Source organism: Microbacterium sp. LBN7 (assembly GCF_045690345.1).
In the GTDB taxonomy this organism is placed as follows: domain Bacteria; phylum Actinomycetota; class Actinomycetes; order Actinomycetales; family Microbacteriaceae; genus Microbacterium.
Window position 1 is genome coordinate 3,526,415 of sequence record NZ_CP147856.1, and the last position, 13,373, is coordinate 3,539,787.

The window sequence follows — 13,373 nt, forward strand, 5'->3', positions numbered from 1 at the left end:
TCTGCCAATCTGAGGTCGATCGTGCACGATCGACGGTCCCGCTGCTCGCAGTCGTCGGGCGGGAGCGCAGCGGCAGGACCCGATCCACGGCCCGCGGGGGCGGGCCGTGGATCACCCGCGCAGAGACGCCGGGTGGGCACGGTCCCGTGTCACGAACGTGTAAATACTGTCCCGGTGCCTGGAGCCCCGCGAACGACCTGGCTAGCTTGGAGAAATGATGACCTCTGATACACCCCTCGTCGTGGTCGACAACGTCCAGAAGCACTACGGCGACTTCCAGGCGCTGACCGACATCGATCTGACCGTCAACTCGGGTGAGGTCGTCGTGGTGATCGGCCCGTCCGGCTCCGGCAAGTCGACGCTGTGCCGCACGATCAACCGTCTCGAGACGATCACCAGCGGCAGCATCAGCATCGACGGCAAGGCGCTCCCCGCCGAGGGTAAGGGGCTCGCGCACCTCCGCGCCGACGTCGGCATGGTGTTCCAGTCGTTCAACCTCTTCGCCCACCTCACGATCCTCGAGAACATCACACTCGGTCCGATCAAGGTCCGCGGGCTGAAGAAGGCGGATGCCGAGAAGGAGGCCATGGCCCTCCTCGAGCGCGTGGGCGTGGCCCAGCAGGCGTCCAAGCTCCCTGCGCAGCTCTCCGGCGGTCAGCAGCAGCGCGTGGCCATCGCCCGAGCGCTGGCGATGCACCCGAAGGTCATGCTCTTCGACGAGCCCACCAGCGCGCTCGACCCCGAGATGATCAACGAGGTCCTCGACGTGATGGTCGAGCTCGCCCAGGAGGGCATGACGATGATCGTCGTGACCCACGAGATGGGCTTCGCGCGCAAGGCCGCCGACCGCGTGGTCTTCATGGCCGACGGCCGGATCGTGGAGGAGGCGACTCCGGAGGAGTTCTTCACGAACCCGAAGAGCGATCGCGCCAAGGACTTCCTCTCGAAGCTCCTCACCCACTGAGCTTCTGCACCAGAAACCACCACAGACCCTGCACACACAGCAACTGAAGGAGACGCACATGCGACGCACACGGACACTGGCAGGCATCGGAATCGCGGCGGTGGCCCTGCTGGCGCTCACGGCCTGCAACAGCGGCAGCCCGTCCGACCCCGGCGCCGGCACCGGCGAAGAGGGCGGCGAGGAGTCGACCTGGTTCGAGGTCGCCACCGATGTCGAGCTCGAGGGCAGCCCGACGTTCGACGCCATCAAGGAGCGCGACAAGGTCGTCATCGGCGTCAAGGAGGACCAGCCCGGTCTCGGCTACCTCGATGTGACGACGAACGAGCGCACCGGCTTCGACGTCGACATCGCGCGCTGGATCGCCGCCTCCCTCGGCTATGACGAGGACAAGATCGAGTTCAAGCCGATCGCCTCCGCCAACCGCGAGCAGGCGCTCGTGAACGGCGACGTCGACTACTACGTCGGCACGTACTCGATCACCGACAAGCGCAAGGAGCAGATCGCCTTCGCCGGTCCGTACTTCATCACCGGTCAGGGCCTGCTGGTCGCGGCCGACAACGAGGACATCAAGAGCGAAGCCGACCTGTCGGCCGACACCACGGTGTGCTCGGCGACCGGCTCGACGCCGATCCAGAACATCCGGACCAACTTCCCGGAGGTCCCCACCAAGGAGTTCGACCTGTACTCGGCCTGCGTCGAGGCGCTGCTCTCCGGTGAGGTCCAGGCGGTCACGACCGACCAGGCCATCCTCATCGGCTACGCGGCTCAGGACCCCGACAACCTGAAGGTCGTCGGCGAGCCCTTCACCGAGGAGCGCTACGGCGTCGGCCTGGCCAAGGACGACGCGGCTCTCCAGGAGCACATCAACACGCTGTTCACCGACGGCGGTGACATCTGGCAGGCGATCTTCGACAAGAACCTCGGTTCGTCGGGCATCGAAGTCTCCCAGCCCACCGTCGACTGATCGGCTCGAGGGGGCGGCCGTCCGCGGCCGCCCCCTCCTCGGAACCGGAAGGGGAGGGCGGCGTGGACGTCATCTTCGGAAACCTCGATCTCTGGGGAACAGCGGTGCGCAACACGCTGCTGATCTTCTTCGGCGGCGGTGTGCTCGCACTCGTCCTCGGGATCATCGTCGGAGCGGCGCGCGTCGCGCCCGTGCCGATCGCCCGCGCTGTCGGCACGGTGTACGTGAACCTCATCCGCAACACCCCGCTGACCCTCGTCTTCTTCTTCTTCATCTTCGGCTACCCCCAGCTCGGGCTGCCGAAGCTGAGCACCACGGTGCTCGGCATCCTCGCCATCGGCATCTACACGGCGACGTACGTCGCCGAGGTGATCCGCGCGGGCATCAACACAGTTCCGGTCGGCCAGGCCGAAGCGGCTCGCGCCATCGGCCTGCCGTTCGGCCAGGTGATGTCGCTCGTCATCCTGCCGCAGGCCTTCCGCTCGGTCGTCCCGCCCATGATGAGCGTCTTCATCGCTCTCCTGAAGAACACCACGGTCGCCGCCGGATTCTCGGTGGTCGAACTCGGAGCCATCCGCTCCTACCTCAGCGAGCGCGGGGAGAACGCGCTCGTCGTGCTGCTCTGGGTCGCCCTCATCTTCGTCGCCCTGGTCATGCTGCTCAGCTGGCTTCAGCGCTATCTCGAGAACAAGTGGAGGATCGCGCGATGACTTCCGTCCTGTACGACGTCCCCGGTCCCCGGGCGATCCTGCGGAACCGCCTGATCGGTGTCGGCACCGTCGTGGTGGTGCTCGCGCTGCTCGCCTTCATCGGCTACCGCTTCTACGAGAGCGGCCAGTTCGACGCCTCACGCTGGTACGTGTTCACGTTCAGCGCCGTCTGGACGCAGATCTTCGGAGCCCTGGGCCGCACCCTCGCCGCCTTCGCGCTGGCCGGCATCCTCGCGATCATCCTCGGTTTCGTCCTGGCGATCGGTCGGCTCTCCGACCACGCCTGGATCCGCGTCCCGGTGACCGTCGTCACCGAGTTCTTCCGCGCGGTTCCGGTGCTCGTCTTCATGATGCTGCTCTACTACGGCCTGCCCGTGCTCGGCATCAAGATGGAGCCGTACTGGGCCGTGGTCCTCGCGCTCATGGTCTACAACGGCTCCGTGCTGGCCGAGGTCCTCCGCGCCGGTGTGGAATCGCTGCCGCGCGGTCAGAGCGAGGCCGGCTACGCGATCGGCCTGCGCAAGAGCGGCGTCATGCGGCTGATCCTCATGCCGCAGGCGATCAGGGCGATGCTCCCGGTCATCGTCGCCCAGCTGGTCGTGACCCTCAAGGACACGGCGCTCGGGTTCATCATCACCTACCCCGAGCTGCTCTACTTCGCGAAGCAGCTCACGTCTCAGCAGGGCCGACCGGTCCTGCAGTCGGCCTTCGTCATCGGCGGCATCTACATCATCATGTGCCTGATCCTCTCCGGCGTCGCGAAGTGGCTGGAGATCCGCACTCGTCGTTCTCCGCGGCTGCAGGGCGGCACGCCGGTGGGCGGCGGGGACGATCCGCGTCTCCACGGCGGAGGCACGGACACCGAGCTCATCGCCATGCAGGGCGGCGCGGGTAAATTCCACCTCGGCAACAGCTCAGGCGGCGTCTGAGCCCGAAGGCGTGCACGAGACGTCCCGTCTGGCAGGCTTGACCTCGTGCACGTCGAACCGGTCCCGACCCATCCTCCTGCGAGCAGCCGGACCCTCTCGGAGTGGTTGGATCCGGAACTCGCTGAGCGATACGGCGTCGAGTCGCGCACCCGGTTGCGTGAGATCGCCGCGGCGCGGGCGATGCGCCGCGGCATGTGGGGGGCCTTCGTGTCGCTCGGCGCATCGTCGACGATCGTCGGGATCGGCATCCTCACCCTCGGCGTGGCGCCGTCCGCATCGGTGCCGTGGGTGATCGCCGGCGTCCTCGTCGTCGTCGCCGCCGCGCTGTTCCTGCGGCGCGAACGCGACTGGATCCCGAGACCGGGCAAGTCCTACACGACTCGTGGTGCGGGGGACCTGCGCGGCGGTGTCATCGCCGCGCTGAGCATCTTCCTCTTCTTCAACGTCTTCCTCGTCCCTGCGATGATGTCGGGCGCCGATCCGATGCCGCTCCTCGTGCTCGACGGTGCCTTCGCCCTGCTGCTCGTCTCCGGGTTCGTCGTCCCGGCCGCGATCCTCGGCCGGGGGAGGGAGACGCTGCGTCGGCAGGCGCTCCGCGACCCGCGACTCGCGGCCGCGCTGGAGGCCGAGCGCCTCACCTGGATCGCCGGCACAGCGATGCCGATGTTCGGCCCGCTCTGACAGCGCCACCGGTGAGAGACCGCCGCGCGACCCCCGGTAGACTCGTCTCTCGTGTCTGAGTCTCCTGAAATCACCCCGGAAGCGGTCGAAGCAGCCGTCGCGGCGGCGCTTGCCGCGATCGCCGCAGCCGCCGACACCGCCGAGCTGAAGGCCGCCCGCGCGGCCCATGTGGCGGAGGGCTCGCCGCTCGCCGTCCTCAACGCCTCGATGCGCCAGGTCGCCCCCGAGAACAAGGCCGCGTTCGGCAAGCTCGTCGGCCAGGGCCGCGGTCAGGTGACGCAGGCCCTCGCGGCCAAGGAGTCCGAGCTCGCGGCCGCCGAGGTCGCCGCGCGCCTCGAGGCGGAGCGGGTCGACATCACCGCCGTCCCCTCGCGCACGCGCGTCGGCGCACGGCATCCGCTCACGCTGCTCCAGGACCAGGTCTCCGACATCTTCGTCGGCATGGGGTGGGAGATCGCGGAGGGCCCGGAGCTCGAGCACGAGTGGTTCAACTTCGATGCCCTGAACTTCGACGTGGACCACCCCGCCCGTCAGGAGCAGGACACCTTCTACGTCGACCCGACCTCGCGTCACCTCGTCATGCGCACGCACACGAGCCCGGTGCAGGTGCGATCGATGCTCGACCGCGAGGTGCCGATCTACGTGCTGTGCCCCGGCCGGGTCTACCGCACCGACGAGTTCGACGCCACGCACCTGCCGGTGTTCACGCAGTTCGAGGGTCTCGTGATCGACAAGGGCATCACGATGGCGCACCTCAAGGGCACGCTCGACCACTTCGCGAAGCAGCTCTTCGGGCCCGAGGCCAAGATGCGCTTCCGCACCAACTACTTCCCCTTCACCGAGCCGTCCGCCGAGCTCGACCTGTGGCACCCGACCTTCAAGGGCGGCGCGCGCTGGATCGAGTGGGGCGGCTGCGGCATGGTCAACCCGAACGTGCTGCGTGCGGCCGGGATCGACCCCGAGGTGTACAGCGGCTTCGCGTTCGGCATGGGCATCGAGCGGGGACTGATGTTCCGCAGCGATGTGCAGGACATGCGCGACATGGCCGAGGGTGATGTCCGTTTCAGCGAGCAGTACGGGATGGTGGTGTGATGCGCGTCCCGCTTTCGTGGTTGCGTGAGTACGTCGATCTGGCAGCGGATGCCACGCCCGAGGATGTCCTCGCGGCGCTGGTGACCGTCGGCTTCGAAGAGGAGGACGTGCACCGGTTCGAGATCTCGGGTCCCGTCGTGGTCGGACAGGTCGTCTCGCTCGAGGCCGAGCCGCAGTCGAACGGCAAGACGATCAACTGGTGCCAGGTCGACGTGGGCGAGGCGCATGGCGGCGTCCGTGGGATCGTCTGCGGCGCGCACAACTTCGTCGCGGGCGACAAGGTCGTGGTCACGCTTCCCGGTGCCGTGCTGCCCGGTCCGTTCCCGATCGCGGCGCGCAAGACCTACGGCCATGTCTCGGACGGGATGATCGCCTCGGCGCGCGAACTCGGACTGGGCGACGAGCACAACGGCATCGTGGTGCTCTCCGACCTCGGCATCGACGCACCCGTCGGCACCGACGCGATCGCGCTGCTCGGCCTCGACGACGTCGCGGTGGAGATCAACGTCACACCCGACCGCGGCTACGCGTTCTCCCTGCGCGGTGTCGCCCGCGAGTACTCGCACGCGACCGGTGCGGACTTCCGCGACCCGGCCGAGCGCGACTTCGCCGAGCTCCAGCCCGGCGCCGGACACACGGCCGTCGTCGATGACCAGGCGCCGGTGCGCGGCCGCGTCGGTGCGAGCGAGTTCGTCACACGCGTCGTGCGCGGCGTCGATCCTTCGCGTCCGACACCGCCGTGGATGATCGCGCGGCTCAGCCTCGCCGGCATGCGCTCGCTCGGCGTACTGATCGACATCACCAACTACGTGATGCTCGAACTCGGCCAGCCGCTGCACGGCTATGACCTCGACAAGCTCGCCGGAGGCATCACCGTCCGCCGCGCGACGCCGGGGGAGAAGATGAAGACCCTCGACGGCGTCGAGCGCGCCCTGCACGTCGAAGACCTCCTCATCACCGACGACTCCGGTCCGATCGGCCTCGCCGGCGTCATGGGCGGCGGCACGACCGAGATGAGCGAGACCACGCGCAACGTGCTCATCGAGGCCGCGATCTTCGACCCGACGACCATCGCGCGCTCGGCCCGCCGTCACAAGCTGCCCAGCGAGGCGTCCAAGCGCTTCGAGCGCGGCGTCGACCCGCTCGTCCCGTTCGTCGCGGCCCGCCGCGTCGCCGACCTCATGGTCGATCTCGCCGGTGGCACGCTCACGGAAGAGGGCGGCGCGCTGTTCACCGAGGTCTTCGTCTCGGAGATCGAGCTTCCCGCCGGTTTCGTCCAGGGCCTGATCGGCGTCGACTACACGGATGCCGAGATCACCGGCGCGTTGACCACGATCGGCGCGGAAGTGTCCCCTTCGACGGGCTCAGGGACCGAGGGGGCCGGCTGGACGGTCATCCCGCCCACCTGGCGGCCCGACCTCACCGACAAGTGGACGCTCGCCGAGGAAGTGGCCCGCATCCACGGACTCGACCGCATCCCGTCGGTGCTGCCCACGCCGCCGTCGGGTCGCGGACTCACGGCTCACCAGCAGGGCCGGCGTCGCGTGGCCGACGCGCTGGCCGCCGCCGGTCTCGTCGAGACGCCGGCATTCCCGTTCACGACCGAAGCGCAGAACGACCTCCACGGGTCGGCATCGGGGGAGCACCTCCCGAGCATCCGCCTGGCGAACGCGCTCGACGGCCAGGCGCCGTACCTGCGCCGTTCCCTCATCCCCGGCCTGCTGCAGACCGCGCACCGCAACATCGCGCGCGGGCTCACCGACCTGGCGATCTTCGAGACCGGTGTCGTGTTCCTCCCCGAGCCCGGTGTGGAGTACGGCACCGACGACGTGCCGCCGCTGGGTGCCCGTCCGTCCGATGAGAAGCTCGCAGAGCTGAACGCCTCGATCCCTCCGCAGCATCGGCACGTCGCGGCCCTGCTGACCGGCAACGTCTCACCGCGTCAGCCCGGACGGGCCGCCGAGCTCGCCGGACTCGCCGAGGCGCTGGACGCGGTGCGCGTGATCGCCGCCGCTGCGGGCGTTGACATCGACGTCGTCCAGTCCGAGCGCGCCGCGCTGCATCCGGGTCGCACGGGCGCTCTCCGCGTCGGCGGAGAGGACGTCGGCTACGTGGGCGAGCTGCATCCCGCCGTGGCGGAGGACGCTGACCTGCCCGGTCGTGCGACCGTGCTCGAGCTCGACCTCGATCGCGTCCTCGCGCTCGCGGGCGGACGTATCGTCGCGGAGTCGCTCTCGACCTTCACCGCTGCCACGCAGGACGTCTCGCTCACCGTCGCCGCGGATGTTCCCGCCGGCGACGTTCGCGCGGCGCTGGTCGAGGGAGCGGGCGCCCTGCTCGAATCGGTGCGACTCGTCGACGACTACCGCGGTGAGGGCGTGCCCGAGGGATCGAAGAGCCTGACCTTCGCGCTGCGCTTCCGCGCCGACGACCGCACGCTCACCGCGGCCGAGGCCACCGAGGCCAAGCTCGCGGGAGTCGCGGTCGCCGCCGAGCGCTTCGGCGCCGCGCTGCGGGACTGAGCGCAGGTTCCGCCGGACGGTGGCGGGGCCGGAGTACCGTGGCGGGATGAGCATCCTCCCCCAGGGCACTCCGGCCGCCGTCCCCGACGGCGCGCGACCGCTCGGCGAAGGGCCCTTCCTTCCCCCGGGCGCGCAGATCGACTGGCATTACCGCAAGCCCGGGTGGCAGCCGGGGGAGCCGTCGACGATCTCGCCGATGCGCGTGGTGCGCGATGACGAGCACGGTCTGGTCGCGTGGCTCGCGCCGGGAACGCTGCAGGAGTCGCAGGGAGCGCCCGACGGGCAGCGTGTACGCACCGTGCCGCTCGAGCGCCGCTGGCTGGAGGAGCGCACGCGCATCGTGGAGGAGTGGTGGGGCAACGGCGTGCTGCGCATCGCCCCGGCCGGGCTCCCGTGGTCGGTGTGGCTGTTCTGGAGCGAGACGACCGGGCCGGAGTGGACGTTCGCCGGGTGGTATGTGAACCTCGAGAACGCGCATCTGCGCACCGATCACGACACCTACTCGTCGGATCACATCCTCGACGTCGAGATCGACCCCGACGGCATGATCCACCTCAAGGACGAGGACGAACTGGCGGCGGCGATCGAACAGGGGCGGCTCAGCCCCGAGCAGGCCGCGCAGATCGAACGCCACGCGGATGCGGCGATCGCCTCGTTCGAGGCAGGTGACTGGCCCTTCGACGCCGAGTGGCGCCGTTGGCGGCCGGATCCGGCGTGGACGACCCCGGAGCTGGCCGGGCTCGGGGAGCTGCGCCGCAAGGCCTGAATCCCGTGCATCCCAAAGTGGGATGCATTCGCAGTAGAGTAGCCGTATGAGCACGCAGATCGCCCTCAGGCTGTCCGACGAGATGGTCGCAGAACTCGACGCCTTGGTCTCCGCCGGAGCGGCTCCCAGCCGCACGGCGCTGGTCTCCGTGGCGATCGCCCGCGAACTCCGACGGCGGGCAGCCGAGCATGACGTAGAGATCCTGAAGACACGAGGTGCGGGCGACGATCTCGACTCGCTCGTGGACTGGACCATCGGTCACATCGCGATCGAGCGTTGACGGTGCGCGAGATCTGTCTGGCGCGGCTCGACAAGACCCGTCCGGTGGTGATCCTCACGAGAGACGCGGCTCGCCCGGCGATGACGAAGGTCACGGTGGCGCCGATCACCTCCACGGTGAAGGGTCTGAGCAGCGAAGTGCCGTTGGGGCCTGCCAACGGTCTCGATCACGAATGCGCGGTATCGATCGACAACGTCCTCACGATTCCCGTCTCGGCGCTGGGACGCACGATCGGCTACCTCTCCGAGAAGCAGGAGACGCAGCTGGCCACGGCCGTGATGCTCGCCTTCGATCTCGACTTCTCCCTGCCTCGCTGACCTGCCTGCTCTGAGCGGAGACACCTTCCTACCGGAGCCGGATGCTGGTGACATGGACCCATGACGAACGTGCTGATCCTGGGTGGGACGGGCTGGCTCTCGGGGCGCATCGCCCGACGATGGCTGGATGCCGGTGCGGCGGTGACCTGCCTCGCGCGTGGTGAGAGGGCTGCGCCGGATGGTGCGGCGCTCGTACGGGGTGATCGCGATGATCCCGTGGTCTACGCAGCCCTCGCCGCACGGGACTGGGATCAGGTGGTCGACATCTCCTCGCAGGCCGCGCATGTCGCCGGTGCGGTGAACGCGCTCGGCGATCGCGCCGCACGCTGGACGTACGTCTCGTCGATGTCGGTGTACTCCGACGACGAGACCGCCGGGGCCGACGAATCCGCGCCGCGGCATCCGCCCGCTCAGCGCGGCGACGAGTACGAGTACGGCGCACAGAAGGCCGCGGCGGAGGACGCCGTCGCGACGCTCGGGCCGCGCGCGCTCATCGCGCGGCCCGGCCTCATCGTCGGCGAGGGAGACCCGAGCGACCGGTTCGGATACTGGGCGGCGGCCTTCATCCGTGCCGGTGCGGAGCCCGTGCTGCTCCCGCCGACGGACGGCCGCGCGACGCAGGTGATCGATGTCGACGACCTCGCCGACTATGTGGTCACGACGTCGGCGACCGGCCCGGTCAACACGATCGGGGACGTGCATCCGCTGGCCGAGGTGCTGGACGCTGTTCGTACCGCCGCGGGGCATACGGGAGACACGGTCGTCGCGACCGAGGACTGGCTCGTCGGGCAGGGCGTCGAGTACTGGATGGGGGAGCGCTCGCTGCCGCTCTGGCTCCCCGCGGAGATGACCGGATTCATGACGCGGTCGAACGCGCGATTCCATGCGACCGGCGGATCGCTCCGGCCGCTCGTCGAGACGATCGCCGATGTCGTCGCCGACGAGCGGGCTCGCGGGATCGACCGCGTCCGCCGTGCCGGACTCACCAGGGCGGAGGAGCGCGCGCTGCGGGCCGAGCTCGGTCGCTAGACTTCGAGCAGTGACACGGGGTGCCGCATCCGCGGCTGAGAACAGACCCGTCGAACCTGATCTAGTTCGTACTAGCGAAGGGATGTCGCCCATGAGCGATCGTCTGCGTCCTGATTCCACCATCGACCTCGCGGCTTCGGCCGGGACACTGCTGGGGGTGCTGCGCGAGGCTCCGCCGCTGACGCACTGCATCACGAACGCCGTCGTCACCGGCTTCACGGCGAACGTGCTGCTCGCCGTGGGGGCGGCTCCCGCCATGGTCGACATCGTCGACGAGGCCGGCATGTTCGCCGGCGTGGCCTCCGGTCTGCTGGTGAACCTCGGCACTCCGACGCCCGAACAGCGCGCGGCGAGCGTCGAGGCGGTCACGGGCGCCGTCGTCGCAGGAACACCCTGGGTGCTCGACCCGGTCGCGATCGGCGCGTTGCCGGTGCGCACCGCGCTCGCACACCAACTGGTCGCGCAGCGCCCCACCGCGATCCGCGGCAACGCCTCGGAGATCCTCGCGCTCGCGGGTCTCAGCGCGGGTGGACGCGGCGTGGACGCGACGGACACCACGGATGCCGCGGCCGACGCGGCCGTGTCGCTCGCCACGCGCTTCGGGAGCGTGGTGGCCGTCTCCGGCCCCATCGACCTGATCACCGACGGACGGCGTGTGCTGCGCATCGCGAACGGCGATGAACTGCTCACGAGAGTCACCGGCGGCGGCTGCGCGCTCGGTGCGGTGATGGCCGCGTTCCTCGGAGCGGCCAGGCCCGCAGGCGTCGATGCGCTCACCGCCGTCGCCTCGGCGAGCCTCGTCTACACGATCGCGGCGGAGCAGGCCGCGCTCCGGTCGACGGGGCCGGGCAGCTTCGCCGTCGCGCTGCTCGACGCGCTCGCCGCGGTGGATCCCGCGGACCTCATCGCCGGCGCCCGTGTCGAGAGCGGTGTCCTGTGAACGCCGATCTCTCGCTCTACCTCGTCACCGATCCCGAGCTCTGCGGTCCGCGGGGAGTCGTCGAGACGGTGCGTCAGGCGGTCGACGGAGGCGTGCGCATCGTGCAGCTGCGCGACAAGTCGGCGACCGATGCCGAGATCGTCGAGCAGCTGGTCGAACTCTCGCACGTGATCGCCGGGCGCGCGCGCCTCGTCGTGAACGACCGCCTCGACGCCGCCCTCGTGGCGCGCGAACGCGGAGCCCGGGTGGATGGGGTGCACCTGGGGCAGGGTGACGCCTCCGTCCTCCGGGCCCGCGAGGCGCTCGGACCCGATGCGCTCATCGGCCTGACGGCGAACAGCGCCGCGCACCTGGATGCCGTGCGCGCGCTGCCGCCCGGCACCGTCGATCACCTCGGCGTCGGCGTCATCCGCCCCACCCTCACGAAACCCGACCACCCGCCGGCTCTCGGCATCGACGGCTTCCGTGTCTTTGCGGCGGCGAGCCCCCTCCCGTGCGTGGCGATCGGGGGCGTCGGGATCGACGACACCGAGGCGCTGCGAGAGGCGGGCGCGGCCGGCCTCGCCGTCGTGTCGGCGCTGTGCGCGGCTGACGACCCCGGCCGGGTCGCCGCGGAGTTCCGACGGCGCTGGCACTCCGGCACGGCCCCGCGCATCCTCAGCATCGCCGGCAGCGACCCGTCGGGAGGGGCGGGGATCCAGGCCGATCTGAAGTCGATCGCCGCGAACGGCGGCTACGGAATGGCCGCGATCACGGCCCTGACGGCCCAGAACACCGAGGGCGTCCGCGGCGTGCACGTGCCTCCGACGGACTTCCTGCGGGCTCAGCTGGAGGCGCTGTCGGACGATGTCACGATCGATGCGGTGAAGATCGGGATGCTGGCCGACGCCGAGGTCATCCGCGCCGTGGGAACCTGGCTCGACGCCGTGCGGCCGCCCATCGTCGTCCTCGACCCCGTGATGGTCGCGACCTCGGGAGACCGTCTGCTCGATCCCGAGGCGGAGGGCGAGCTGCATCGGCTTCTCCGTCACGCCCACCTCATCACGCCGAACCTCGCGGAGCTCGCCGTGCTGGTCGGCCGCGTGCCCGCCGACTGGCCGGACGCCCTCGCCGCAGCCGAGGAGCTGTCGTCCGAGGTCGGCGCGATGGTGCTCGTGAAGGGCGGGCACCTGCCAGGGGAAGAGGCGCCGGATGCGCTGATCGACGCGCGGCGAGGGCTCCGGGAGGAGTTCACCGGCCCGCGGATCGCCACCCGGAACACGCACGGCACCGGGTGCTCCTTGTCATCGGCGCTCGCCACCCGCCTCGCGCAGGGAGAGGATGCGACCACGGCCGTGGCCGGCGCGCGCGCCTGGCTCCGCGAGTCGCTGCGCGAAGGGGAGTCGCTGCGCGTCGGGCGAGGGCAGGGGCCGATCAGCCACTTCGCCGGCCTCTGGACGCGCGGCGGTCTGGAGACCCGACCGGCGGCCGCGGAGATCGAGGCGGACTGGTGGCGGCAGATCGCCGACACCCGTGCGGCGATCGACGAGCTGCCGTTCATCCGCGCACTCGCGGACGGGACACTCGCGCGCGAGCCGTTCGTGTTCTACCTGGCGCAGGACGCCCTCTACCTGCGGGACTACGCGCGCGTGCTCGCCGAGGCGGCACGGCTCGCGCCCACCTCCGCGGAGCAGGCGTTCTGGGCGAACTCCGCGCACGGCTCGATCGTCGGCGAGCTGGAGCTGCACGCCGCATGGCTGACGCCGTCGCAGGGCGTGGGGGCGGCGACCTTCACCGCCGAACCCGCACCCGCGACGATCGCCTACCTCGACCATCTGCGCTCGGTCGCCTTCGGCGGCGACTACCGCGAGCTCATCGCCGCGCTCCTCCCGTGCTTCTGGCTCTACACCGACCTCGGGCAGCGGCTGCACGCGGGGGAATTCGGTGCGCACGCGCGCGACCCGCGGCATCCCTACGCATCCTGGCTCGCGACGTATGCCGACCCCGCCTTCGAAGAGGCGACGCGTCGAGCGATCGAGGTCGTGGCCGCCGCGGCCGCGGCGGCGGAGCCTGCGACGAGGGCACGGATGCTCCGAGCGTTCGAGACGTCGAGTGCGCACGAACTCGCGTTCTTCGCCGCGCCGACGGAGGTGCATCCGGTCGTGTGACGGCGCGGATTTGCGGATGCCGCGCCGCCCGC

General features: G+C 70.2%; 13 protein-coding genes and 1 riboswitch. All 13 genes read left to right on the forward strand.

The window, feature by feature from the left end:
• Positions 1-214 precede the first annotated feature (214 nt).
• Entirely contained in the window at positions 215-964 is a 750-nt protein-coding gene (locus LBN7_RS17070) for an amino acid ABC transporter ATP-binding protein (protein WP_407360329.1), read from the forward strand.
• A 58-nt stretch (positions 965-1,022) separates the two neighbouring features.
• On the forward strand, positions 1,023-1,928 hold the full coding sequence (locus LBN7_RS17075; protein ID WP_116636333.1) for a glutamate ABC transporter substrate-binding protein: 906 nt from the start codon (positions 1,023-1,025) through the stop codon (positions 1,926-1,928).
• A 62-nt stretch (positions 1,929-1,990) separates the two neighbouring features.
• Positions 1,991-2,638 (forward strand): amino acid ABC transporter permease, encoded by a 648-nt coding sequence (locus LBN7_RS17080; RefSeq protein WP_116636332.1) that lies wholly within the window; start codon positions 1,991-1,993, stop codon positions 2,636-2,638.
• Positions 2,635-3,567 carry an amino acid ABC transporter permease gene (locus LBN7_RS17085; protein WP_341945098.1) on the forward strand — a complete coding sequence of 311 codons (933 nt, stop codon included), beginning with the start codon at positions 2,635-2,637 and terminating at the stop codon, positions 3,565-3,567. Before LBN7_RS17080 ends, LBN7_RS17085 begins: the two co-directional genes overlap by 4 nt.
• A 45-nt stretch (positions 3,568-3,612) precedes the next feature.
• Positions 3,613-4,248, forward strand: coding sequence for a hypothetical protein (locus tag LBN7_RS17090; RefSeq protein ID WP_407360330.1), 636 nt, complete (start codon positions 3,613-3,615; stop codon positions 4,246-4,248).
• 51 nt (positions 4,249-4,299) lie between these two features.
• The gene (gene pheS / locus LBN7_RS17095; RefSeq protein WP_116636329.1) at positions 4,300-5,340 is read left to right on the forward strand and encodes a phenylalanine--tRNA ligase subunit alpha; all 1,041 of its coding nucleotides are present in this window, start codon (positions 4,300-4,302) and stop codon (positions 5,338-5,340) included.
• A complete protein-coding gene (gene pheT / locus LBN7_RS17100) occupies positions 5,340-7,862 on the forward strand; it encodes a phenylalanine--tRNA ligase subunit beta (protein WP_407360331.1) in 2,523 nt (840 codons plus the stop codon). Before pheS ends, pheT begins: the two co-directional genes overlap by 1 nt.
• Positions 7,863-7,908: 46 nt before the next feature.
• The gene (locus LBN7_RS17105) at positions 7,909-8,628 is read left to right on the forward strand and encodes a DUF402 domain-containing protein (protein ID WP_407360332.1); all 720 of its coding nucleotides are present in this window, start codon (positions 7,909-7,911) and stop codon (positions 8,626-8,628) included.
• A 46-nt stretch (positions 8,629-8,674) separates the two neighbouring features.
• Positions 8,675-8,908 (forward strand): hypothetical protein, encoded by a 234-nt coding sequence (locus LBN7_RS17110; protein WP_407360333.1) that lies wholly within the window; start codon positions 8,675-8,677, stop codon positions 8,906-8,908.
• Positions 8,909-8,910: 2 nt separating this feature from the next.
• Positions 8,911-9,225: a type II toxin-antitoxin system PemK/MazF family toxin gene (locus LBN7_RS17115; RefSeq protein ID WP_116636325.1), complete on the forward strand. Its 315-nt coding sequence runs from the start codon at positions 8,911-8,913 to the stop codon at positions 9,223-9,225.
• A gap of 60 nt (positions 9,226-9,285) precedes the next feature.
• A complete protein-coding gene (locus tag LBN7_RS17120) occupies positions 9,286-10,254 on the forward strand; it encodes an NAD-dependent epimerase/dehydratase family protein (RefSeq protein WP_407360334.1) in 969 nt (322 codons plus the stop codon).
• Positions 10,255-10,260: 6 nt separating this feature from the next.
• Positions 10,261-10,354: riboswitch (TPP riboswitch) on the forward strand.
• Positions 10,346-11,194: a hydroxyethylthiazole kinase gene (gene thiM, locus LBN7_RS17125; RefSeq protein ID WP_407360335.1), complete on the forward strand. Its 849-nt coding sequence runs from the start codon at positions 10,346-10,348 to the stop codon at positions 11,192-11,194. It overlaps the preceding riboswitch by 9 nt.
• Positions 11,191-13,341, forward strand: coding sequence for a bifunctional hydroxymethylpyrimidine kinase/phosphomethylpyrimidine kinase (locus tag LBN7_RS17130; RefSeq protein ID WP_407360336.1), 2,151 nt, complete (start codon positions 11,191-11,193; stop codon positions 13,339-13,341). Before thiM ends, LBN7_RS17130 begins: the two co-directional genes overlap by 4 nt.
• Positions 13,342-13,373: the final 32 nt, after the last annotated feature.

What these genes read in the sequence shown, in the direction of transcription:
- thiM (WP_407360335.1), top strand. Translation starts at nt 10,346, where the DNA reads ATGAGCGATCGTCTGCGTCCTGATTCCACCATCGACCTCGCGGCTTCG.
- LBN7_RS17105 (WP_407360332.1), top strand. Translation starts at nt 7,909, where the DNA reads ATGAGCATCCTCCCCCAGGGCACTCCGGCCGCCGTCCCCGACGGCGCG.
- pheT (WP_407360331.1), top strand. Translation starts at nt 5,340, where the DNA reads ATGCGCGTCCCGCTTTCGTGGTTGCGTGAGTACGTCGATCTGGCAGCG.
- LBN7_RS17075 (WP_116636333.1), top strand. Translation starts at nt 1,023, where the DNA reads ATGCGACGCACACGGACACTGGCAGGCATCGGAATCGCGGCGGTGGCC.
- LBN7_RS17120 (WP_407360334.1), top strand. Translation starts at nt 9,286, where the DNA reads ATGACGAACGTGCTGATCCTGGGTGGGACGGGCTGGCTCTCGGGGCGC.
- LBN7_RS17070 (WP_407360329.1), top strand. Translation starts at nt 215, where the DNA reads ATGATGACCTCTGATACACCCCTCGTCGTGGTCGACAACGTCCAGAAG.
- LBN7_RS17085 (WP_341945098.1), top strand. Translation starts at nt 2,635, where the DNA reads ATGACTTCCGTCCTGTACGACGTCCCCGGTCCCCGGGCGATCCTGCGG.
- LBN7_RS17110 (WP_407360333.1), top strand. Translation starts at nt 8,675, where the DNA reads ATGAGCACGCAGATCGCCCTCAGGCTGTCCGACGAGATGGTCGCAGAA.